The organism is Sorangium sp. So ce448, from assembly GCF_051520915.1.
GTDB lineage: Bacteria > Myxococcota_A > Polyangia > Polyangiales > Polyangiaceae > Sorangium > Sorangium cellulosum_B.
In genome coordinates this window covers 2,644,831-2,667,991 of the sequence record NZ_CP150343.1, presented here as the reverse complement: position 1 = coordinate 2,667,991, position 23,161 = coordinate 2,644,831, and the positions used below count along the sequence as shown (strand labels likewise).

Sequence of the window (23,161 nt, the reverse complement as noted above, 5' to 3'; positions counted from 1 at the left end):
CTTCCCGCACTTCCCTCACCCTCCAGAGATGGGGATCCCCATGCGCCATGCCCCGGCCGTGCTCCTCGCCGCCTCCCTGCTCGCCCCCGCCGCCGCGCGCGCCGACGGCGCGTCGCCCGCTCGCCCCGCGCCCTCACCGCCACGGAGCGCCCAGGCGAGGCCGCCCGCGCTCGAGGTGACGATCGACAGGTCCAAGGTCGACCTCAAGGGCCGCCAGATCGAGGTGAAGCTGTCGCGCGCCGCCAGCAAGGTGCGCATCAAGGTCCTCGGGCAGTCGGGCGCGGTCCTGGCCGAGGAGGAGAAGCCGTTCGGCGGGGCCGCCGCCGGCTCGCCGCTCGCCGTGACCTGGTCGCCCTCGAGCGACGAGACCGTCGCGCGCATCGAGGTGTACGGCCACGACACAGAGGGGTACTGGGCGGGCATCGCGATCATCCCCTGGAACGTGAGCATCCCCCACGAAGAGGTGCAGTTCGAGACCAACTCCGACGTCATCCGCGCCCCCGAGGTGCCCAAGCTGGAGGCGAGCCTCCAGAAGATCTCGGAGGTCGTGGCGAAGACCAGCGAGCTCGGCAAGATCACGCTGTTCATCGTCGGCCACACGGACACCGTCGGCGGCGCGGAGCACAACCTCACCCTGTCGCGGAAGCGCGCCCGCGCGATCGCCGCCTGGTTCAAGGGCCGCGGCGTGAAGCTCCCCATCGCCTTCGAGGGGCTCGGCGAGTCGGCGCCGCTCGTGAAGACCGCGGACCAGGTGGACGAGCCGCGCAACCGCCGGGTCGACTACATCCTGTCGGTCGAGCCGCCGCGGCTGCCGTCGGGCGACGCGTCCTGGAAGGCGCTCTGAGGCGAGGCGGCCCCATGAAGACCACCGTCCTCGCGCTGGGCACCCGGGGCGACGTCCAGCCCGCGATCGCGCTCGGCAAGGCGCTCGCGGCCCGCGGCCACGCGGTCCGCGTCCTCGCCGGCAAGAGCTTCCAGCGCTGGATCGAGGCGCACGGGCTCACGGCGATCCCGGGGAGCCTCGACATGGTCGACATCATGGAGAGCGACCTCGGCAAAGAGTGGGTGTCGCGCGGCACGGATCCGATGGCCCAGTCGCGGATCCTGCAGCGGCTCATCGATCGCTTCGGCGCGGAGATGACCGACGACGCCCTGCGCGCGTGCGAGGGCGCCGAGCTCATCCTGAGCAGCTTCACCTCGGACACCTACGCGGCCTCCATCGCCGAGGCCTCCGGCGCAGTGCAGGTCAGCATCCCGTTCCAGCCCTCCATCCTGGCGACGCGCCACGGGCCGACCGCCGTCGCAGCCCCCTTCCCGCGCCGCGACAGCCTGCTCAACCTCCTGTTCGGCAAGCTCCTGATCGAGCCGACGGTGTGGCGCTGGTATGGCGGCGTGACGGCCCGCGTGCGGCAGAGGCTCGGCCTGCCGCCGCAGGATCGGCGGGCGTACATGGCCGCGCTGCGCCGCATGCTGGTCGTCCACGGCTACAGCGCCCACGTCGTCCCGCACCCGCCGGACTGGCCGCCCAGCTACCACACGGCGGGCTACTGGTTCCTCGACGAGGGCGAAGAGTACAGGCCGCCCGAGGCCCTCGAGCGGTTCCTCGCGGCGGGCGAGCCGCCGGTCGCCCTCGGCTTCGGCAGCATGACGTCCCACGATCCCGGCGCCACGACGAGGCTCCTCGTCGACGCGGTCGCGCGGAGCGGCCAGCGCGCCATCCTGCTCTCGGGCTGGGCCGCGCTCGGCGACATGGCGCTGCCCGACAGCATCCTCCGGATCGACGCCGCGCCGCACGACTGGCTCTATCTGCGCGTCGCCGCGGCGGTGATCCACGGCGGCGCGGGCACCGTGGCCGCGTGCCTGCGCGCCGGGCGGCCCGCGGTGGTCGTCCCGCACCTCGGGGACCAGCTCTTCTGGGGGCGCCGCGTCGAGGAGCTCGGCGTCGGCCCGCGCGCCATCCCGCGGCCGCGCCTCACCGCCGACGCGCTCGCGGCCGCGATCCGGACCGCCGCCACCGACACGGGCATGAAAGAGCGCGCCGAGGAGCTCGGACGCAAGATCCGCGGCGAGGACGGCGTGGGCACGGCGATAGGCCACATCGAGCGGCACCTCGCGGCGCGCGGTCGCGTGACAGCGTAGGAATACAACGTCTGAGGACATCGGCCCTCCGGCGCTCGCGTCGTCGCTTGGGCCTCGCGCGTCCACACTGTGGGCGGTTGGGGGCGTACTGGGAAGAGGCATCTTTCCAAAGTCTCGTCGCCGGGATCCGCGCTCATGTACTCTCGTCCGATCAGCGCGGCGGGTGCTCCAGCTGCCTAGCGGCTCGGATACCGCACGTCGCGCGGATACGCCCCTTACGTTGACGAGGCCACGATGCAGCCGGATCTTCTCTCCAGCACACCTGCCCGCGCCACCGCCGGCGCCGCCCCCCGCGCGGGCGCGCCGCCGTCGGCGCGCGGCTTTCCGCTCGTCGGCGTGCTCCCGCATTTGCTGAAGGATCGGCTCGATTACCTCGTCTCGGCGAGAGAGCAGCTCGGCGATCTGTACACGATCGATCTCGGGCTCGCGCGGCTCGTCGCGCTGAACCACCCGAGGCACGCGCAGCACGTCCTGCGCGACAACGCGCGCAACTACAGCAAGGGAGGGGCTCTATGGGAGAGCATCCGCGCGCTCATCGGCAATGGGCTGCCCACGAGCGAGGGTGACCTCTGGCTGCGGCAGCGGCGGATGATCCAGCCGGAGTTCCACAGGGACCGGCTCGCCGCGATGTGCGACCTCATGGTGCAGGCGATCGACGACGGCATGGCCGGCTTCGGCGTGGCCGCCGCCGCGGGGCGCCCTGTCAACGCCGAGCGGGAGCTCCCGCACATCACGATGAAGGTCATCCTCAACACCATGTTCGGCTCGGGGATCACCAAAGAGGAAGCCGACGCCGTAGGCGGCTCGATGCAGTACGCGATCGACTACATGCTCTTCGGGGCCGTGCTCCGGGCGCTGCCGAGCTGGATACCGGCCCCCGGGCGGCGCCGCTTCGAGCGGTCGGTGAAGACGATCGATGAGAACGTGTTTCGCTTCATCGCGCAGCGCCGCGCGCAGCCGGGGCGGGGCGGCGATCTGCTCTCGATCCTCCTCGCCACGGTGGACGCCGAGACCGGCGAGCAGATGTCCAACCAGCAGCTGCGGGACGAGGCGGTGTCGATGTTCCTCGCGGGGTACGAGACGACCTCGGTCACCCTCGCGTGGGCGCTCCACTTCCTCGTCGAGAACCCCGACCTCCTGCAGGCGCTCGCGGCGGAGGTCGACGCGGCGCTCGGCGACAGGCGGCCCGCCTTCGCGGACGTCCCCAGGCTGCCGCTCGCGCTCGCGGTCGTGCAGGAGGCCCTCCGGATCTACCCTCCGGCGTACTGGATACCGCGCACCGCGGTCGAGGACGACGAGATCGACGGCTTCCACATCCCCGCAGGCACCCTGGTGGGCATCATGAGTTATGTCCTGCACCGGCACCCGGACCACTGGGAGGCCCCGACGCGCTTCGACCCGGGCCGGTTCACGCCCGAGCGCGCGCGCGCCCGGCACCCGCTCGCGTTCATCCCGTTCGGGATCGGACAGCGGCAGTGCATCGGCAAGGAGTTCGCGCTCATGGAAGGGCAGCTCATCCTCGCCCGGCTCCTCCAGCGCTACCGCGTCAGCGCGGTGCCGGGGCGGACGACGCGGCTGCACGTCGCGACCACGCTGCGCACGTCCGGCGGCGTGTGGCTCCGGCTGGAGCCGCGCGCGGGCAGATGAGAGGATCGAGGTGAGCAGCCGCTCTGTCGGCCTCGGCGGATGGAGTGGCCGTGATCCTCGTCAAGGCAGCCTGCAACCGTAGCGCAGCAAGGCAGGCTGCACACGTAGGGCAGCTCGGCGTCGCAAGGTATGTCGTTCCACTGCCCGCCCTCGACGGGCCTTCGGCCGAGATTGTAAACGGACCGGTAGACGTCCCGCACCCTCCTGATGATGTGGCCGCGCTATCTCATTCAGGCGCGATGCGGCACGACGCATCTGGCTGCTCGTCCGCCGCGCGCCCTCCCTCCTGGCGCCCCCGGCCCCTCGAAAAGGTGCCGACTGCCACCTATCTTAGACCGATCTATCCTATGGCGCTGGACAGCATCTGGGCCTTGCGGCGCAGAACCGCTCCGCGCGATTTTCCGTGGATAGAGGTCACAAAAGGCGACGAACTAGACAGACCTGGTCCGGCGGTTTCGATTCACCAATCGACTGATAGCTGGGCGGTATTACCGCGCGCTCTCATCGATGCCGCAGGCCGTCGCATCGAGCACAATGCTTGAGGGGAGGGGTTCCGCCCAACGAGGCTGGCCATCAAGGAGAATGCTCGCTCCGCGTACGCGACCTGGGAGGACGACTCCGGAGCGCCGCGGCGCACGACGCATTGCCTCCGGACTCTCAGGATTCTCATCTCCGTTCCCTCTGAGCACGGTTGCGTCGGCTCAGAGAAGCCCTTTTCACGCGGGCGCCCGCCTTCCGTCCACCGACCGAATTACCCCCCTCGTCGCTCCCACATCCGCCTCACGAAGGGGTAGGCCGCTCGCAGGAGCGGAGCAGCGGCGCGGTGCCGACCACAAAATAGGCGACGAGGAGACCTGATCTTGGCGGACAGCCTCCTCGTCGTGCTCCGGTTCTTGTGCCCAGCAATCGAAGCGGTCGCAGTGTTATCCAGAGCGCCATCGACATCAAGCGCTGGTAGCAGCGGCCGCCCACGGTCGTCGAAGCGCGGCCGGCGCGCTGCCCCGTCTGTGGCGCTGCGAGCTGTCCGCTGGGCGGCGCCATCCGGCTCCAAGGCCACGGCAGGCGCGAGCGCCAGGTCTGGGGCCCCGCCAGCCACGGTGCGCCGGTGGGCGCGCGACGTCGCGCAGCGACGTCTGTTTTCGGATGCCCCCGACCCGGGCCCGTCCGCCTCACTCCGAAAGAGGGCAGCCGCCGTCGCGGCATCGCTCGGCAACAGTGGGTGTGCGCAGCGGACCCACCCGCAGCAGAAGCCCTTGTTGGGCGGAGAAGTGGAGGAGACCGAAGCCGGCCCCGGAATCCGGAACCTGGATTTTAGCGCCCCCGGTACGGCGCTGCCCCCCTGATGAGAGCCTCGCTGCTCGCCCCGCCGGCCCCAGCCCCGGTTGGCTGGTTCGCGCCGGTCCTGACGGCTGCCGGCGCGGAGGCCAGGCCCCCGACGCGCCGTACCGGCGTGCCGTGTGGTAGGCTCCAGGCATGCCGAGCGACCTGGAAGACGTGCTGGCTGCCGCGCTACGCCTGCCTGACCACGCGCGGGCTGCTCTGGCAGCCGAGCTGCTCCAGAGCCTGGACCAAGCCGAAGCAGACGGCGATCATGTCGAGGAAGCCTGGACGGATGAGATCAAGCGCCGCCTGGACGAGGTGGATGCGGGAACGGTGACGCCGATCCCATGGCCGGAGGCCCGCCGCCGCCTCCTCGCGGCAGCCGGTGGCCGTGGCCAAGGCCGTTGAACTACAGCCAGCCGCCCTCGCCGAAGCCGAGGAGGCCGTCGTGTGGTACGCTGAACGGGATTCGCGTGTGGCAGGCGCGTTCGTGGCGGAGCTCGAGGCGGCGCTGGAGCGGATCGCCGAGGCCCCGGGTCGCTGGCCCGCTCACCAGCACGGCACGCAGCGCGTACGTTTGGCACGGTTTCCGTACCTCGTCGTATATCGCGATGAGCCAGAGCGCGTTCTCGTGGTGGCTGTGGCGCACGCCAAGAGGAGACCGGGCTATTGGAGGAAGCGATGAGGCCCGTCCAACTGGGCACTGCACCTGACGGCCGCGTGCGAGGCGCACGCGCCCGCGGGTGAATGCCAGTCTCGTACACTCAGGATCGGACAGCGGCAGTGCATCGGGCAAACTTGCTGCAGGCAGACAGCCTCAGGGAGAGAGCAGCAACGCAACGCAGGCCGCAAAGGAAAGGGCAGGCGCATGGACCTGCTCGCGTGCAACGGCGCCACGCCGGGCAAGGTAAGCCGATTTCCCTTCGCGGTCCGGAGGGCTACATTCCCGTGAGGCCGAAAAGGTAAATCATGGCCGTGTTGCCCACAGCGCCTTCTCCGCCGCCGAACCAGGCTGACATCGATCGCGTGCTCGATGAGGCCACCGCGGCGTGGCTCGTCCGCGACAAGCAGCGCTGGATCCGCATCAGTCGCTCTGAACTCGGCTCGCTCCGCCAGTTGCTCCGCCTCCGCAAGAGCACGCACGCTAGCCTCGCGGCCTGCGCACGCCGGGTGACCCTCACGTTCGAACGTGCCTGTCGGCCGTCTGGCACGCTCTGGATCGAAGGGGATTGCACCGTGCGGCTGCTCTCGTGGAGTGAGTTCGCCGATGTGGAGGAGCCTGCGATGCTCGCGGCGTGGCTCGCAACGCACGGTGTTGACGATCCGCTGCGGGCGCAGGAGCGGAGTTGCGCTCCCGAGATCGCCTCTGTGCTGAGCACCTGGCGTGCCGCCGCGCCGCCCGAGCTCTGCCGATACGTGGATGCGTTCTGGCGGGACGGGCGTGCCGTGTTCGATGCCGAGGTGTATGGCGCCGCCCTAAAGGCTTTACGCGCAGCCCGAGGCGAGCCGGCCGAGATGGCCTGGGCGCTCGGTGCCTGGTACGGCGCGCGCCGGGGTCGCTGGGACGAGGCGTATTCCTTCGAGGCGGTGCCTGAGGCGATGCTTCGCAGCCTCGATGCCCACGTGGTGTTCGAGGCAGCGCTCGCGGGTGTGCCCGCCGCGGCGCGCACAGGGATCACGAGATTCTTGGTCGAACAGATCACCTGGCGCGCGCGATGGGGCATCGAGCAACGTATGCCGCTGGAGGTGCGCGAGGCGCTCCTGGCAGCGGCTCGGGACTCCGGCGCTCCGGAGAACATCGTTCGCGCCGGGCGCCTGTTGTTCGGCGAGGGCGACCTGGCCCCGCCGGGAACCGAGCTTGTCGCAGCGTCGTCGGGGGGGCGGTTCAATCGCCTTTGCACGGATGGCGCCCGCGCATTCGGCATCGATGGTCATGAGCTCGCGCGGTTGGAGAGAGGCCTTGGCACCACCGAGCTGGCCAGGCTCCTCGCCCCCGGGAGCCCGCTCGCCGCTCGCGAGGGCAGCCTGTTCTTTCTCCGGCGCAGCGGCGTACACAGCATCTCGGTGGAAGGCGGAGAGATCCGCGCCCGCGTCGGCCCGCTCTTCAATTGGCCATCCGGCCGCCTGCGCCGCGCCCTCTGGCGCTTCGCGGAGGCGCGCGACGCAGCGCTCGCCCGCTTCGTCCCGAACGACGCCGACCTGCTCCCGCTCGACCCCGGCCACGACGCCTGCGACGCCTACGAGGCGTTCGGCGGCCCGCTGCCGGCCGCGCTGCGGCTGCGCTCGTTCTGGGGGTGCGACGTTCCGCGCGGGCTCCTGCACGAGGTGCCGAAGCGCGGCGCTCCCCGGAGCGTCGCGCTCGGCGGGCGCCCTGTCTGGCTGGGCGCGACCGATACGGGCGTGCTCATCGTCGTGGCGCGCGCTGACAACGAGGTGGCCGTGCTCGCGGTCGACGAGGGCGGCCCGGCCCGCTCGCTGGGCGCGTTCCGCGGCCGCTCGGACGACGTGCTCGCCGCGCTGTGCGTGGGCGGCGAGGCGTGGCTCCGCCTCGCGGCGCCGCTCGGCGACATCGTCGTGGCGCTGGAGGGTGCCGCCGGCGCATGACACCACCGCAGGGGCACCTCTACTGCGGCACGATGAGCGGCACACCGAACAACCCGACGGTGCATGGCGGGCTGGCACCGGGGCGTCAGCGCCCCGCGCGCCGGCGACGATCGATGAGCGCGGTCACGATCGGAAACAGCGGCAGCGCCATCAGCACGTAGAACCCCGGCTCATCGAACGCGGGCCCCCGCGGCCGGTAGATGCCGCCGCTGAGCAGACACGTCGCGAGGTACGCCATCAGGATGGCCGCCCCGCACAGGCTCCACAGCCGCAGGTCGATCGGCGCTGGTGACGAGGCACGCGCGGCCCGAGGCGTGGCGTCCGGCGCGTCGAGGACGCCGCGCCACCGCGCGACGTCCCACAGCGCCAGCCCGACCAGGCCCGCGAACATCAGCGTGACGACCGTCGCCGTCGGGACGACCGCCGTGCTCCAGCAGAACGCCAGGATCGCGCCCGTCACCGGCAGCGCCATGAATGCGCCGACCGTCGCGAACCGCTGCGTCATGAGCAGCGTAGCGGCCACCAGCTGGACCACGCCCACGAACGTGTAGAAGTGCCCGGTCGCGTGGAACGCGTGCAAGAACTCGTGGAACGGGCCGCGATTGCCCGGATCCGTGAACGGCTCGCCGAGGATCTTCTTCAGCCCCGCCGGCAGGAACGCGAAGCCGATCAGGATGCGCAGGTTCACCACGGCGAGGTGCGCCCACCGGCGCTGCCGGAGCCAGGCGACCATCGCCTCGATGCTGTCCATCACGGAGTCCACGGGCCGCGCAGTGTAGCCGCGCCGCGCGCGCCGCGGATCTGAAACCGCGGAGCTCTCGGCCGTGTCAAGCCCCGCAGGGACGGCGCCGGACGAGCCGTCTATCGCGCATCAGGTCCTCCGGGCTCGCTCGCCTCATGAGCATGAATACGCCCCTCATCCGAGCACAAACGCTGCGCGCTTGCGGGTAAAAGAAGAGGAGCAGAGAAGAGGGAGGAGCGGCGAGGTGACGATCTGGGTGCGCGATGGACTGGGGGGCTGCTGCGCAGCAGCCGTGGTGTTGGCGCTGGGCCAGGCGGGCGCTATGGAACCGCCTCCCGGTTCGACGCCGCAGATCTCGCCGGCACCACCGTCTCGGCCTGCGGCGGCGGACTCGACCATGGCGCCGCCGGTCGTCGTGCCGCCGGCTGCTGGCGCCGCCCCGCCCGCGCCGCTCGCGCAGCCTGCGGGCGAGGCGGGGGGCGTACCATCTCAGCCTCCGTCCGGCGTGAAGAGCATGCCACAGGCGGGATACCCGCCGCCCGGGTACGCCCCGCCGCCCGACGGCTGGCGCGCTGGCCCACGGCAGCCCGGGAATCACGGCCCAGGCACGGAGCGCACGTCGCAGCGCGTCTGGTATGGCTGGAAGCACGCCATCGTGCTCGGCGGGAGTCTCCTGCTCGTGCCCGTCGCCCTCGCCGCCGAGACCCCGGAGATCCTCGTGGTGAGCCTCAGCGGCATGATGGTCGGCGGCCCGATCATCCATGGCGGTCACGACAATTCCGGCAAGGCCCTGGCCAGCCTCGGCTTCAACATCGGGGGCACGTTGGTCGGCAGCCTGATCGGAGCGAAGACCGCCGGCAAGGCCGATGAAGGTGATTGGGTCGATCCTTCGGTCGTCGGTGCGATCTTCGGCGGCGGCCTCGGCCTGCTCGCGGCCAACATCGTCGATATCGCCGTCCTCCCGTACGAGGAGAGCGAGCCGGAGAGCCATCGTTCCACCCGCATCCGGCTCGAGCCCCAGATCGGCTTCGCGCCCGGCGGCGTCACCTTCGGCCTCGGCGGCACCTTCTGAGTCGCGAGCCGCTCGGGCTGTGGAGAGGCCACGAAAGGCAACGAGCTGGTGGACTGTTCGACAGATCTTTCAACATCATCCGCGGTGACCGGTCGAACCCGCACACCGGGCGGCGAGCCGCGATCGGACGGCTCTGCTCCACGACCATGTTGAACGACTTACCGAACTGTCCACTGGACAGACCTCGCCCTGCGGCTTCGGACGACCAATCAACCGATAGTTAGACAAACTAACCAACTTGCACATGAAGACGACACAAGCACCGCTACTCGTGACACTGCTGTTGCACGCCGGCTGTGCCCCAAATGGTCCGTCGCCGCCGCCCCACGGCTCTGCAACTCGACCGCCCGCCCCCGCCCAAGAGATAGCAAATAGCAGCTTACCTGCATCGAGACAGCCAAGCCCGCCAAGCGCTGCTGCGCAAGACGTTGTCAGCCTGCACATCACCGCTGTCGCGAGCAGCCCCGGCTCCCACGCGTTCCGACTTCGCGAACGAGCATTGGTATGGCTCAAGGCGCCAGGGTGCCCTGCCACGGGTATCACGCCGTCACTTCGGCAAGACAGCACGGAATTGACGAGAATCGAGGAAGAGTGCACGATTGAGCTCCCGGCGGGCGTTTATCAACTCGGGTTCAGCTGGCCAGACGCGGCTGCCCCCAGAAACATCAGCAACTGTGCCGTCTTCTTCCAGGCGCGGTATCTCACAGAGGCGCCATGCTCCGCGAAAGACGCACTATTTGGGGTTCTTCCGTTCGACAGCGAAGCGCCCAGCGTCGAGTCGATCGGCGACATCAACGCGGACGGCCGCGAGGACCACAGGGTGACATTCAGCGCGTCGCCAACACAGATGGGAACGCGCGTGGTGGTGTCCCAGGAGCCTCCGGCATGCGTTCGCACCGTATTCGACGGCGTTGGCCATGTAGTGCCGCTGCCTGAATCGAAACATGGCTGGAAGCGGCTCTACTTTCTGGAATCCGAGCATCTGGCGGATGGCGCCCCGGACTGGCTTGCAAGGACCCATGGATCGACGTGGTCCGTCACGTGGCACCTCGACTATGAAGCCAGCTCCCAGTCCTACCGCAAGAGCGAGGCCCCGGTTCGTTGCGAGCGAACTGACGGTGTTCAGCGCGCCCTCGGAGATCCAGGCCCGAATGCACGAGCCACGCTCATCCCCGATACCTCATGCCGACCTTCGTACTGGCAGAGGAACGAGTAGCGCATCACCCAGGTGAGCACGTGCCGTCCAACTCGGCGTTGCCACCGATGGGCCCTTCGCTTACGCTCGGGTCCCACGGCCGCACGCTCTCTGTTGGGCGAAAAGGGGACAAAAGCTGGACGCCGCCTCGGCCGTGGCTCTGGAGATTCTCATGACGACGCTGCAGGAGCTCCTTGGGATCGATCTTCCCATCATCCAGGCCCCCATGGCCGGCGTGCAGGGCAGCACGCTCGCGGTCGCCGTCTCCAGCGCTGGTGGGCTCGGTTCGCTGCCCGGCGCCGTGCTGGGCCCGGACGCCCTGCGCAAGGAGCTGGCAACCATCCGAGCGCAGACCACGCGGCCGTTCAACGTGAACTTCTTCTGTCACACGCGGCCCGAGCCCGACGCCGAGCAAGAAGCGATCTGGCGTGCCCGGCTCTCGCCGTACTTCGCCGAGCTCGGCGTCGACGCAAGCGCGATCCCGACCGGCCCCGGCCGGTTGCCCTTCAGCGATGAGGCCGCTGATGTGCTCGACGAGCTCAGGCCTGCTGTGGTGAGCTTTCACTTCGGCCTGCCTTCGGAGGCTTTGCTCTCGCGGGTGCGCCGCTCGGGCGCGAAGATCCTGTCCTCCGCGACGACGGTCGACGAGGCGCGCTGGCTGGAGGCGCGCGGCGTCGACGCGGTCATCGCCCAGGGCATCGAGGCGGGCGGTCATCGCGGCAGCTTCCTGTCCGACGATCTCAGCGTCCAGCTCGGCACCTTCGCGCTGGTGCCGCAGATCGTGGACGCCGTGAAGATCCCCGTCATCGCCGCGGGCGGCATCGCGGACGCGAGGGGTGTCGCAGCCGCCATCGCGCTCGGTGCGGCCGGCGTGCAGGTCGGGACGGCCTACCTCTTGTGCCCGGAGGCCACCACGAGCAGGGTGCATCGCGCGGCCCTCGCGAGCGGCGCAGCCAGCATCACGGCGCTCACCAACCTGTTCACCGGGCGACCCGCTCGGGGCATCGTGAACCGCCTGATGAGGGAGCTTGGGCCGATGAGCGGCGCCGCGCCAGCTTTTCCCCTGGCGACGTCGGCCATCGCGCCCCTGCGCGCCAAGGCGGAAAGCCAGGGCAGCGGCGACTTCTCGCCGCTCTGGGCGGGACAGAACGCCAGCGGGTGCAAGCAAGTGCCAGCGGCCGATCTCACGCGACAGCTCGCGGGTGCACTCCCAGGTGCACGCTGACGCCGCCCGACCTGCCGGAGGAAGCGATGAAACGCACGTGGACAATCATCGGTGTTGCGGATGTTGCTCGTAGCTTCAAGTGGTATCAGTCGCTGTTTGGTCAACCGGAGACGAAGCCCGCCCACGATGATTTCGGGCAAATACTGGACTCCGATGGAACGGTCCTGCTTTGCCTTCACGAGTGGGGAGCCCACGAGCATCCACCGCTGACCAGCCCCGATCACGCTCAGCCTGGCCATGGGCTGCTCTTGTTCTTTCGTGTGGACGACTTCGATGAGACGCTGCTTCGGGCACGGGCCCTCGTCGCCGGACTGGAAGAGGAACCCCGTCTGAACCCCGGTACCGGCACCAGCGAGTTCGCGCTCCGTGATCCTGATGGGTATTACGTCATGGTCAGCGCGCTCGCCGCGGCCTGACAGTTCACTCCCGGCGTGCCGCCAGCGCAGGGGCGCCGGCTGGACCCGCGCGCGGGCAGGTGACCGGGCACCGCGCCGGGGCCATGGGGTGAACGGCTCCTGTTCGTGTATCCTGCAGCGACCATGTGCTGCACCTTCTCCCCCGCCACGCTCTCCAGCACCCTCCTCTATGCGGGCGATGCGCAGTGGAACGGCCTTTACGTCCACGTCCTCGCCTACCAGAACACGGCGTCGACCTCCGGCCCGAACGCCATGATCCTGCCGATCCCGGCCACGCGGCTCGGCCCGCAGAACGCTGTCGACACGCGCCCGTTCCGCACCTTCCTCGAGGACATCCGCGAGGCGACGCGCGAGCCGGTCCCGCGAAGCTACGGCACGCTGCTGGGCGGCACGCTCGATGCCGATCAGGCCGTGGTCTTCGACGTGGGCAGCTATGCGGTGGTGCTCGCGGAGTCGCCGCGCGCGGTGCTCTCCGTCCTCAGGCAGGTCCCGAAGCCCAAGCGGCCTGCGCTCAACGACCGCATGCTTCAGGCGTTCGAGGCCTATTACCCCGGCTGGCCGGTGGCGGTCTGTTGCTGGAACGGCAACCTCCAGCCCGAGCCGCTCCTGTGGTGGTACGAGCCCAGGTACCCGGAGTGGCTGTTCGCGCCCGCGCTCGACGCCCACGACGGCAACCCGCCCGATCTCCGGGCGACGGTCGAGGTCGATCACCACATCGCCTTTGGCTCGGCCCTGAAGCCCGAGGGCCAGCGGGTCCATTACCGCGATGATGCGGGGGCGAACCGACCGCTCTTGCCCTCGAGCGCGCACGGCACGGAGCTGCAATCCCGGATGATCAACGGCGATTTCTGGTTGCGCCGCGACCAGCTCGGCGGGCCGGCGCTGCGTTGCGTGCCGGGCGACAGGGCAGGCGTGCCCATCGCGCTGAACGGCTGGGAGGGAGCTCCACCGCCCTGGCTGCCGCCGGAGCCCATGGTGTCAAACTGGAATCCGCCGCCCCCCCGCCGGCCGATGCCGCCGCCTCCCGGCGGAACGAGGTACTGCTCGAACTGTGAGATCCTGCTCGACGCGTCGGCGAAGCTCTGCACCCTATGCGGAACGTGGATCGATGTCGAGGGAGCAGCCCAGAGCTGATCTCGACGGCCACGGACGAGCGATCGGATAGCAATCGACCCCAGGCAAGCAGACGCGAACGATGTTCCCCACCACTCGCCTCTCCACCTTGGTCTCTCGATATATCTCCTCCCCGTCTCCCCGTCTCCCTGTGCGCTCTCTCTTGCTCTCTCTCCCGCCCGACAAGCGGACGGGGCCACCTCCGAGCTGAAAATCGCTCGGTCATCGCCCGATCTATACCCTCGTGACGACCATCGCGCCGTCGGATAGAGTCTGCGAGATGCTCCCCGCCCCGCTCGTCCTGTTCCCGAGCAGCCCGCTGCACCCGACCGCGCCGGACAGCGCCTTCGAGGAGGAAGCCCGGCACGCCGCCAGCGCGGGCTTCGACGTCGGCCTCATCGACCTCGAGGCGTTCCTCGGCGGCGACGTGAAGCTCCGCCGGGTGCCGGAAGGCCCGGGCGACGTGATCTACCGCGGCTGGATCCTGGGCCTCGATGCTTATCGATGCATGAGCGAGGTCGTCGCCGCGCGTGGCCGGCGCTTGATCACGGAGCCGGCGGCGTACCAGCACTGCTATCACCTGCCCGAGTGGTACGAGGCGATCGGCGGCGCCGAGCACACAGCGCGGTCGATCTGGATCCCGGGCTCCACGTTCGACCTCGAAGCCGTCGTAATCCACGTGCGAGAGGCGTTCGGATCGGGCGCCGTGATCCTCAAGGACTATGTGAAGTCCCGCAAGCACGAGTGGTTCGACGCCTGCTTCATCCCGGCGGCGGACGACGAGGCCAACGTGCGGCGCGTCGTGGGCAACTTCCTCCGCCTCCAGGACGACCACGTCGTCGGCGGGCTCGTCTTCCGGCAGTTCGTCGAGCTGCGACGCATCGGGCTGCACCCGAAGAGCAGGCTTCCGCTGGTGAACGAGCATCGCTTCTTCGTGCTCGACGGCCGGCCGTTCTACTCGGCGCCGTACTGGGCCGACGGTGCCTATCCGGGTGAGCCGCCGAGCGCCGACGTCCTCGCGCCCGTTCTCGGCCGCGTGCGCAGTCGTTTCTACGCGGCCGACGTCGCCGAGAAGGAAGGGGGCGGCTGGATGCTGGTGGAGCTGAACGATGGCGGGTCGGCGGGCATCCCCGAGGGCGGGGCCGCGGACGCGTTCTACCGGCACCTGCGCGCGGCGCTCGGCTGAGGAGCGTCTCGTTACTCGATCCGAACCATCCGCCGCGAGCCGTCACCCAGCGCACGCCCTGTGAGCAACGGGGTACATTATTGACATCCTCCAGTCGTTTTCCTGTTCCCCTTCCGAGCCCAGATCCTGGCGGGACTGTTTCGCGAGGGCGGAACGTCGCGGGCCGTCGGGTCGAGTGCGCGACCGTGCCAAAGCCATCCAGTTTGGCCCGTTCACCGTCACGATCGCGAGCGCACCACGGTTCACTCGGGCCACGAGCACGTCGAAGCTCTCCGGGAGCGAAGCGTCGAGTAGCTCTCCGACGAGCGCGGGATAACTCTCCTGCTCTTCGCCTTCGCCGCCGTGCTGGGCGTCAACGATGGCGAGGCACGCGGCCACGCACGAACCGCGCGTCTTCTGAAGGCGGTGCCAGCCCTGAGCGAGCTTCCGCGCCTCTGCGCTCATGCCGAAAGCTTGGCGCGCTCGGCATCGAGATCGAAGGAGAGGATGTCCTCCCGCACAGCGCTCCCTGAGGCGTCGACGATAGACACGCACCAACCGGTGTCACCGCGGCGAACCTCCCCCGGCCGCAGATCGCAGGCCCCGGTGCGCATGAGCGCCACACGGGCGATGTCGCGCACATCGTCGCGCACTGAACGAAGGGGGTCGCGCAGCGACGCGGGAAGCTTAGGGTGCTCCGGCAGCGGCTCGTGGAGGGCAAGGCCGAGCACGCGATGCGCCTCTATCCGGTCGATGCGTTTCTCCGCGAGCGCGGCAGCGACCTCGTCGAGAAGGGCGCCTGCGCGAAGGCCACAGCGCGGAGGCGCCAGATCGGGGTGTCTGCGGGCGTGTCGCTCCTCATGAGGTCTGCGGAGCATCTGAAGCCGGAGAGCATCGCTGAGCCCGAACACGTGCTTGATGCGCGACACGGCCGTAATGCGCCCAACACCGAAGGCCGTACACACCTTGGTGACCGAGTCCTCTGCTACGGGATCGCGCCCGGAGAGCACGTTGCGGAGCGCGTAATCCGGCACGAGGAAGTGCGAGGCGAACGCGCTCGCGCGTTGTTCTATCCAGGCGAAATTTCGGAACAGACGAAAGTTACGCGCCCCCGCGGCCCGGCTGTCCGGTGCCGCCTCCGCGTCACCGGTACTCGCTGGACTGACGAGCGCCAGGTTGCGGTGCTCGTGGGTCAAGTCGCAGAGAAGGTGGCAGAGTTCGTGCGCTAGCGTCATCCGCGTGCGCCACCAGCACGCCGGGCCCTCGACCAGATGGACGAGCACCGTGGGCCGTGGCGTGCGGAGTGAGGCGCCGTCCAGGAATGGAGACATCTCCTCCCGCCGCGCCCAGACAATTTCGATGCCCAGACGCTCATAGATGGCGCGCATCGAGGGGATGTGCGCCGTGGTGATGTCGAGCTCCGTCCGTAGCCAGATGGCGAGCTCGTCGGCGCGGTAGGGCGCCTCGCCAGTGCCCCACAGCGCGTCCACGGGGGGTGCCGGCAGGGGCTGAACACGCGCGCGCGAAGCGAGCTGAAGGCGATCGAGGGCACGGGCCACCTCGACGAACAGCGCCAGATCCGGAGAGAACTCGAGTAGGTCACTGAGCCGGCCCTCGTGCCCGGTCGCCCGTAAGAACAAGCTGGGCACGGACGCGTGACCGATCTCTCCTGCCAGCACCTCATCGACCGTGAGCGCTAACGCGCGTGCGCAGCGCACGAGGGCGCTCGATCGCGCGTTGCGCGTTCCCGCCTCCCACGCCTGCACGTCCGCGAGGCAGACATCGAGCAGCGCGGCGAAAGTTTCCTGGTCGAGCCGCATCGCTTCCCTGGCGGAGCGGAGCGCTCGGGTCACCGCGTTCATGCGGGGAATGTAGCTCACCTGGTGCGCGGTGGATACCGCGATCCCACCATAGGGAAATCACTACACGCACTCCGGAGGGTGCGGAGAGCCTGTACTGCTGCGGCATGCCTCCGCGGATCCCGTCGTGACGACGACCAACCCTGCCATGAGAACGCAGCGACGAGTCCCGCCCGCCAGAAGTCTGGCCAGGGTTGGCCCGAGCTCTGCGCCGCTTCGCGCGGGCGGCACTGGACTTGTTTCCCCGCGGCTCGGTTCCGAGCCCCGGCGTCCGCTTCGCGGCCGCCCTCGTTCCGTGTGTCAGCAATCCGCCAGCGGGATCTCTGACACGCGGCACCAATGGCGCGCCGTCGCCGGCTCCTTCGCACGGCGCTTGCCCGCGAGGCGCGGCGGCGCAAGGGATGCCGGCCATGGCCCAAGAGACAGCGTTCGCCCTGTGGCTCATCCCCTGCGGAGCGCCGGCCGCGCGGCTCGAGGAGCTCATCGAGGCGCTCGCCCGGGAGAGCGGGGGCCCGGCGTTCGCGCCTCACCTCACCCTGCTCGGCGGGCTGCGCGGCGACGCCGGCGCGCTGGCCGCGAAGCTCGGCAGGCTGCGCGGCGACGGCGGCACGCTCCGCCCGGTCGCGCTCGAGGCGCGCGGCCCCGCCACCGGCGACACCCGCCACCGGTGCGTGTTCCTCGACGTGACGCCGTCCGAGCCGCTCGCGGCGCTGCGCCGCGCGGCCCAGGCGGCGTTCGGCGCGAACGCAAAGGAGGCCCCCTTTCGCCCGCACGTGAGCCTCGTGTACGGCGAGCTGCCGGCCGCGCGCCGAGAGGAGCTCGCGGCGGATCCTCGGGTGCTGGCGCTCGCGCACCAGGTGTGGTGGGCCGACCGGCTGGAGCTGTGGGCCGTGGAGGGGCAGACCGAGCGCTGGCGCTGCGTCGAGGGCGTCGCGCTGGAACGCCGGTGAGATCTCGCCGGCGCGGGTGTCATGTCCGCCCACCACGCGCCCAGACGCACGGCTCCGCCGCAGGGGAAGCGTCGACGAGGGAATTCCGCCCTGCGCGCAGATCGCGGCGCGCCGAAGTATGTGATCTCGTGGATCTCGGCTAGCCTAGGGCCCATGGCGATGGCTCCCGTTGCTGTGGGCGACGTTCTCGCGGGCAAGTACCGCGTGGAGCAGATCGTTGGCGCCGGTGCGATGGGCACGATCGTCGCCGCGTGGCACCTGGAGCTGGAGCAGCGGGTCGCGATGAAGTTCCTGCACTCGCTGCGGGCGGACGGCGGCGACCCGGCCGAGCGGTTCCGGCGCGAGGCGCGCGCGCTGGCCAGGATCAAGAGCGAGCACGTAGCGCGCGTCCTGGATGTCGGCTCCCTGGAGGGCGGGATGCCCTACATGGTGATGGAGTTCCTGGAGGGGAACGACCTCGCCCACGAGATCCGGGCGCGCGGTCCGCTGCCCGTGATGGAGGCCGTCGGGTACATGCTCCAGGCCCTCGACGCGATGGCCGAGGCGCACGCCACGGGGATCGTGCACCGCGATCTCAAGCCGGCCAACCTGTTCCTCTCGCTCCGGCCCGACGGCGACCGGGTCATCAAGGTCCTCGATTTCGGTATCTCGAAGTCGCTGCTCGGCATATCGCGCGACCAGGTCGCGCTGACCCAGACAGCGTCGCTCCTCGGGTCGCCGCTCTACATGTCTCCCGAGCAGGTGCGCTCCGCGCGGGACGTGGATACGCGCGCGGACATCTGGTCTCTCGGCGTCATCCTGTACGAGATGCTGACCGGGCGGACTCCGTACGACGGCGACTCCGTCGCACAGCTCTTCCACGCGCTGCTCTACGACAACGCGGCCCCGGTCTCCCAGCTGCGCCCCGACGTCCCGCGCGAGCTGGACGCCGTGGTGATGCACTGCCTCGCCAAGGAGCGCGAGCAGCGGTGGGCGAACGTCGGCGATCTGGCGGCCGCGCTGCTCCCGTTCGGCCCCGCCACGGGCCACATGCACGTCGACCGGGCGCGCCGCATGCTCGGCAGCTCCTCGGACATCGCGCGGCCGTCGCTCCTCCAGACCGGCGTGCCGAGCGGGGGCGCCCAGGGCACCGGCTCGCGCCCGTCCATACCGCACGGGGGCCCGCCGTTCACGTCGGGCATGCCGTCTTCGCCGTCCTTCGCGTCGGGCACGCCGTCTTCGCCGTCCTTCGCGCCGGGCACGCCGTCCTTCGCGCCGGGTACGCCGTCCTTCGCGCCGGGCACGCCGCCCTTCGCGCCTGGCATGCCGTCCTTCGTGCCGGCCTCGCCGACAGTGCCCAACGCGGAGACGGGGCCCACGGTCAACTCGTGGAGCAACTCGGGCCATCCGGTGCGAACGGTCCGCAACGGGGCGCGCGTCGTCCTGGCCATCGCCGCCGGCGCCTTGCTGGTAGGGGCCTCGCTCGGCGCCCTGTTCTTCCTGCGCTCCGGGCTCGCCACCGACCAGGGACAGCCCCCGGCAGCGGCGGCTGCGCCCAGCGCCGAGGCCGCGGCTGCGCCCACCGCAGCCACGGCGGCGCCCACCGCCGAGGCGACGGCGAAGGGCGACACGCGCGAGGCTCCCGGCGCCGCGCCCGAGGTGGCCGGCGGTTCGCCGGCCCCGACCGCGCCGGCGGCCTCCTCCAGCGCGCCCGCGGCGCCGCCGGCGGCGTCCTCCGGCCCGGCGGCGCCGCTCGCCGCGCACCCGGCCGCGCCTCGGGCGACCGCCTCGACCCGGCCCGTCGAGCGCGCGCAGCCCGACGCGGGGGCTCGCCAGGAGCCGACGCGGGGCAATTCGATCAGCGACTTCGGCGGGCGGCGCTGAGCGTGGCGCTCGCGTCGATCCGGCGACGGCCCCGAGGCTCGTCGTGGCCAGCTTGGAGGAGAACACGGGACGTATGAGGCGTACGAAACGTCGTCAGCGAAGCATCGCACACTGCGTCGGCCTGGGTCTGTGCGCGGCGTTGATCTCCGGGGGGCTCCCCGCGCGGGCGGAGCCGAGCGCCGCCGACAAGGCGACGGCGGAGGCGCTGTTCGACGCGGCGCTCGACCTGATGAAGCAGGGGCGCAGCGCGGAGGCGTGCCCCAGGCTGGAGCAGAGCCAGCGCATCGATCCGGGCATCGGCACGCTCCTCTACCTGGCCGAGTGTTACGAGAACACCGGCCGCACGGCGAGCGCCTGGGCCACGTTCCGGCAGGCCATGTCGGAGTCGCAGGCCGCTGGACAGGCCGACCGCGCCCGCAAGGCGCAGGCGAGGGCGGCCCGGCTGGAGCCGGGCCTGTCGAAGCTGAGCATCGGCGTCGCCGCGGAGAACCTCGCGATCGAGGGCTTCAAGGTGCGCTCCGCCGGAAAGGCGGTCGATCCCGCGGTCTTCGGCGTCGCGATCCCCGTGGATCCGGGCGAGATCACGATCGAGGCGAGCGCCCCGGGCCACGAGACCTGGACGACCACCGTGAAGCTCGGGGGCGACAGCAAGGGCCCTGCGAGCGTCGATGTCCCGGCGCTCAAGCGGCTCGCAGGGCCGCCGCCTGCGCCCGGCGATGCGCGGCCTCCCGAGGCGGCGGGCCCTGCGCCGGCGCCCGGCGCCCCTGCGCCGGCTCAGGCGCCCGCGGCGTCCGGGGGCAACACGACGCGCTTGATCGGCCTCGTCGTGGGCGGCGCGGGCGTCGTGGGGCTCGGCGTCGGGACGTTCTTCGGCGTGAAGGCCATCTCGAAGAACAGCGACGCGGAGGCCTACTGCAAGGGCGGCAGCACGTGCGAGGACGAGCGCGGCGTCACGCTGACCGAGGAGGCCAAGAGCGCCGCCACCGTGTCGAACGTCGCGTTCGGGCTCGGGGCGGCGGCGGCGATCGGCGGCGCCGTCCTCGTGTTCGTCGTCGCGCCGAGGCAGGCCCCGCCCGTCCAGGTGGGGGCGTTCGTGGACGCGCGCAACGTCGGGTTGCGCGTGGGAGGTAAGTTTTAATGAGACGCATGACAGGGCTCCTGTCGCTCGCCCTGCTCGCCCCGCTCTCGAGCCTCGCGTGGCTCGGCTGCCAGGCCATCGCCGGCATCGAGGACCGCACCTTCGACCCGGGCAGCACGGAGACGGGGGGCGGGCAGGCGCCCGTGAGCGAGCAATGCGCGTCGTACTGCGCCGACGTGATGGCGAACTGCACGGGAGAGCACCAGGTCTATGCCACGCTGGAGACCTGCCAGGGCGTGTGCGCGCGGCTCCCGGCGGGCGATCCCCTGGAGCCCGTGGACAACACGGTCGCCTGCCGCGCCCGCCAGGCGGTGCTGGCGGGCGCCACCGGCGAGGTGGGGGTGCACTGCCCAGCGGCCGGCCCGGGCGGAAACGGCGAGTGCGGGAGCAACTGCGAGAGCTACTGCGCGCTGCGGGCCGCGGCGTGCTCGCTCGAGGTCGCCACCGAGGAGGAGTGCGTCGCGATGTGCGCGGGGCTCAAGGACGTGGAGACGTTCGACGTCATCGAGAACCACGAAGGCGACACGCTGCAGTGCCGCCTCGTGCACGTGAGCTCCGCGACGGTGGACCCCGAGGAGCACTGCCCGCACGCGAGCCTGACGCCGGTGCAGCCCTGCGGCGATCCGGAAGGGACGGCGCCGAGCTGCGAGGATTTCTGCCAGGTGGTCATGACGTCGTGCACGGGCGATGTGGCCGTGTACGAGTCGAGAGCGCAGTGCCTCGCGGTCTGCGCGGCGCTCCCTCCCGGCGCGGCGGAGGACCGGACCGAGAACACCGTGGGCTGCCGCAAGTACCACGCATACAGCGCGATGCTGGCGCCGAGCACCCACTGCCCGCACACGGGGCCGGGCGGAGACGGCCATTGCGGGGTCGAGGAGCCGGGCTCGGGCGTGACAGGCAACTGCGTGTCGTACTGCACGCTGTTCGAGGCGGCCTGCAAGGAGGCCCTCGGCGAGGCGTACGAGGGCTGGGGCGCGGCGTGCCAGGACGAGTGCAGCACGATGGCGGGAGCGGCCCATGATTCCCACTACTCCGTCGCGAGCGCGGAGGGCGGCGACACGGTCTCTTGCCGGCTGCTCCACGTGAGCCGCGCGCTCGAGAACCCGGACGAGTGCGCGGCGCTGGCCGACGGGACCGCCTGTCAGTGATCGGGGCCGTGGCCCCACCGCGTAGGAGGGCGCGTCGGCGGTTCCGGGGATGGGTCGGGCCGCTCGACACGCCCTCGACGACACAAACGGACATGCTCTGAGCGAAGGGGGCGCCCTCGGGCGCTCCGCCGGCAACGCGTTGATGTGCGAGGTCGCCTCCATTCGTGGAGGCGAGAATGACGGCGGTTCCCACAGTTCACGCCGATCCGCGATGAAGAGGCGCGGAAATCCAGGAGACCCCTGACACGTCGGTCGGGAGAGGCGTCCATGGACGCGCTCCGCGAGCCTCGATAAAGTCCGCCGCATCGAGGAGGACGACATGCAGGGGTGGACGCGTCGAACGCTCGCACTGGTGTTGACGGGGGGGGATCCTGGCCGTGCTGGTCCCAGCGTGCACCATCCACCTCCGACCGGCGGATCGAGACGAGATAGAGGACGAGCCCGCGGAGAGCGAGCCGGCGGAGCGCCCTGACGAGGACAGTGAGCCTGGCGGCGGCCCGGAGGCCGATGAAGTCGACAACGAGCCGCTGTCCCCGGAGGAACAGGCGTACGAGGAGCTGCTGAACGTCGATCCCCAGGAGCTCGCTCTCAAGACCATGGCGACCTCCTACGCGGCGGTGATGGTCGCGAGCGTCGTCGAATCACAGGTGCTCGATCCAGCGGCCATCGACGAAGCAGCGATAGCGTCACTGATCGAGCAGGTTGAACCAGCCGGCTGGGATGCGGCGTACGCCTGGATGGAAACACCGGAGGCCGTGACGCTGGCTGCGAATGACGGGATTTACCCCAATTTCGCGTGCTTCGACGAGCCGTATGCCTGTCCACAAACCACCGAGTTCCCATTGAACAACAGCGAGCAGGCGTTCTGCATGGTAACACATTGTGGCGACGCCCAATGCCCTTGGTGCCCATGGGGCCTCGGGAATCTTGTTTTCAAGTCCTGGTGCGCCTACGGCTGCCTCAAGCACGGCAGTCTCGTCGCTGGCGCATATATCCTCGTTTCGCGCTTTGGACCCGGTGACAGGCACTGCACCTACTGGTGAGCAAGAAGCAATGAAAGTCACATTCAAGGACGGGAACACCCTGACATTCACGAGCGGCGACGGCAGAGCGGACATCGAGGACACGGTCGACGCCATCAACGCCACGTATTGGCTGTGGGCCTTCTCGTCGCCGCGCGTCTACGGGACGTTTAGCCGCGTGCCTCCTCGCGACCACATCCTACGCATGATGAACATCTACATCTCTTATGTGAAGAAGGGCGGCCGCCACACTGCTCCACAGTTCCAACCCGTACACTACGAACGGCGCCTGCCGCTCGCGCTGCGCCTACGCGAGCTCTTCGAGCAGTGGACACAGCCTGAGTTGCCCCAGGAGGTCGTGGACATTTCTCGGGCGCTCATCGAATATGAAGGCATCAAGGCGCCTGCGTGCGGGTGGGATGCGTACGAAGATCCGGAGGAAGACGGGATCAAGTACGAAGACACGCTCCTCTGGCCCGAAGGTGTGCCCGCCATCCTGAAAGGCCGATGGCCGCCGAAGCGTTCGAATCGTTGACTCCGGCG

At 70.1% G+C, this 23,161-nt stretch carries 20 protein-coding genes; 18 read left to right on the top strand and 2 right to left on the bottom strand.

Annotation, left to right across the window (positions count from 1 at the left end; all coding sequences use genetic code 11):
- Positions 1-40 precede the first annotated feature (40 nt).
- From WMF45_RS10285 to WMF45_RS10260, 6 genes are all read left to right on the top strand, one after another.
- Positions 41-844, top strand: a complete 804-nt coding sequence (locus tag WMF45_RS10285) for an OmpA family protein (protein WP_437716740.1) — start codon at positions 41-43, stop codon at positions 842-844.
- Positions 845-858: 14 nt separating this feature from the next.
- On the top strand, positions 859-2,139 hold the full coding sequence (locus WMF45_RS10280; RefSeq protein WP_437716739.1) for a glycosyltransferase: 1,281 nt from the start codon (positions 859-861) through the stop codon (positions 2,137-2,139).
- Positions 2,140-2,373: 234 nt separating this feature from the next.
- Positions 2,374-3,786, top strand: a complete 1,413-nt coding sequence (locus tag WMF45_RS10275) for a cytochrome P450 (protein WP_437716738.1) — start codon at positions 2,374-2,376, stop codon at positions 3,784-3,786.
- A gap of 1,473 nt (positions 3,787-5,259) precedes the next feature.
- Entirely contained in the window at positions 5,260-5,514 is a 255-nt protein-coding gene (locus tag WMF45_RS10270; RefSeq protein ID WP_437716737.1) for an addiction module protein, read from the top strand.
- A complete protein-coding gene (locus WMF45_RS10265) occupies positions 5,492-5,791 on the top strand; it encodes a type II toxin-antitoxin system RelE/ParE family toxin (RefSeq protein ID WP_437716736.1) in 300 nt (99 codons plus the stop codon). The genes WMF45_RS10270 and WMF45_RS10265 overlap by 23 nt, the downstream gene beginning before the upstream one ends.
- A 284-nt stretch (positions 5,792-6,075) precedes the next feature.
- The gene (locus tag WMF45_RS10260; RefSeq protein WP_437716735.1) at positions 6,076-7,710 is read left to right on the top strand and encodes a hypothetical protein; all 1,635 of its coding nucleotides are present in this window, start codon (positions 6,076-6,078) and stop codon (positions 7,708-7,710) included.
- 85 nt (positions 7,711-7,795) lie between these two features.
- Here the strand turns inward: WMF45_RS10260 and WMF45_RS10255 are convergent, their stop codons facing one another.
- Positions 7,796-8,473: a hypothetical protein gene (locus WMF45_RS10255; RefSeq protein WP_437716734.1), complete on the bottom strand. Its 678-nt coding sequence runs from the start codon at positions 8,471-8,473 to the stop codon at positions 7,796-7,798.
- 658 nt (positions 8,474-9,131) lie between these two features.
- Between WMF45_RS10255 and WMF45_RS10250 the strand changes: the two genes are divergently transcribed.
- The 6 genes from WMF45_RS10250 (at position 9,132) to WMF45_RS10225 (ending at position 14,659) form a co-directional block, all read left to right on the top strand.
- Positions 9,132-9,524 (top strand): hypothetical protein, encoded by a 393-nt coding sequence (locus tag WMF45_RS10250; protein WP_437716733.1) that lies wholly within the window; start codon positions 9,132-9,134, stop codon positions 9,522-9,524.
- Positions 9,525-10,095: 571 nt separating this feature from the next.
- On the top strand, positions 10,096-10,740 hold the full coding sequence (locus tag WMF45_RS10245; RefSeq protein WP_437716732.1) for a hypothetical protein: 645 nt from the start codon (positions 10,096-10,098) through the stop codon (positions 10,738-10,740).
- Between the two features lie 151 nt (positions 10,741-10,891).
- Positions 10,892-11,944 carry an NAD(P)H-dependent flavin oxidoreductase gene (locus tag WMF45_RS10240; RefSeq protein ID WP_437716731.1) on the top strand — a complete coding sequence of 351 codons (1,053 nt, stop codon included), beginning with the start codon at positions 10,892-10,894 and terminating at the stop codon, positions 11,942-11,944.
- Positions 11,945-11,970: 26 nt separating this feature from the next.
- Positions 11,971-12,360 (top strand): VOC family protein, encoded by a 390-nt coding sequence (locus tag WMF45_RS10235; protein ID WP_437716730.1) that lies wholly within the window; start codon positions 11,971-11,973, stop codon positions 12,358-12,360.
- 123 nt (positions 12,361-12,483) lie between these two features.
- Positions 12,484-13,494 (top strand): hypothetical protein, encoded by a 1,011-nt coding sequence (locus tag WMF45_RS10230; RefSeq protein ID WP_437716729.1) that lies wholly within the window; start codon positions 12,484-12,486, stop codon positions 13,492-13,494.
- A 259-nt stretch (positions 13,495-13,753) separates the two neighbouring features.
- Positions 13,754-14,659, top strand: a complete 906-nt coding sequence (locus tag WMF45_RS10225; RefSeq protein WP_437716728.1) for an ATP-grasp domain-containing protein — start codon at positions 13,754-13,756, stop codon at positions 14,657-14,659.
- A gap of 440 nt (positions 14,660-15,099) precedes the next feature.
- Here WMF45_RS10225 and WMF45_RS10220 read toward each other — a convergent pair whose 3' ends face one another.
- Positions 15,100-16,500: a helix-turn-helix domain-containing protein gene (locus tag WMF45_RS10220; RefSeq protein WP_437716727.1), complete on the bottom strand. Its 1,401-nt coding sequence runs from the start codon at positions 16,498-16,500 to the stop codon at positions 15,100-15,102.
- 407 nt (positions 16,501-16,907) lie between these two features.
- Here WMF45_RS10220 and WMF45_RS10215 point away from each other — a divergent pair, with 407 nt between their 5' ends.
- From WMF45_RS10215 to WMF45_RS10190, 6 genes are all read left to right on the top strand, one after another.
- Entirely contained in the window at positions 16,908-17,447 is a 540-nt protein-coding gene (locus WMF45_RS10215; RefSeq protein WP_437716726.1) for a 2'-5' RNA ligase family protein, read from the top strand.
- A 159-nt stretch (positions 17,448-17,606) separates the two neighbouring features.
- The gene (locus tag WMF45_RS10210) at positions 17,607-19,310 is read left to right on the top strand and encodes a protein kinase domain-containing protein (RefSeq protein WP_437716725.1); all 1,704 of its coding nucleotides are present in this window, start codon (positions 17,607-17,609) and stop codon (positions 19,308-19,310) included.
- A gap of 73 nt (positions 19,311-19,383) precedes the next feature.
- Complete coding sequence (locus WMF45_RS10205; RefSeq protein ID WP_437716724.1) at positions 19,384-20,448, top strand: tetratricopeptide repeat protein; 1,065 nt, start codon at positions 19,384-19,386, stop codon at positions 20,446-20,448.
- Complete coding sequence (locus WMF45_RS10200; protein ID WP_437716723.1) at positions 20,448-21,596, top strand: hypothetical protein; 1,149 nt, start codon at positions 20,448-20,450, stop codon at positions 21,594-21,596. Before WMF45_RS10205 ends, WMF45_RS10200 begins: the two co-directional genes overlap by 1 nt.
- 377 nt (positions 21,597-21,973) lie before the next feature.
- The gene (locus WMF45_RS10195) at positions 21,974-22,639 is read left to right on the top strand and encodes a hypothetical protein (protein ID WP_437716722.1); all 666 of its coding nucleotides are present in this window, start codon (positions 21,974-21,976) and stop codon (positions 22,637-22,639) included.
- A 10-nt stretch (positions 22,640-22,649) separates the two neighbouring features.
- Positions 22,650-23,153 (top strand): hypothetical protein, encoded by a 504-nt coding sequence (locus WMF45_RS10190; protein ID WP_437716721.1) that lies wholly within the window; start codon positions 22,650-22,652, stop codon positions 23,151-23,153.
- Positions 23,154-23,161 lie beyond the last annotated feature (8 nt).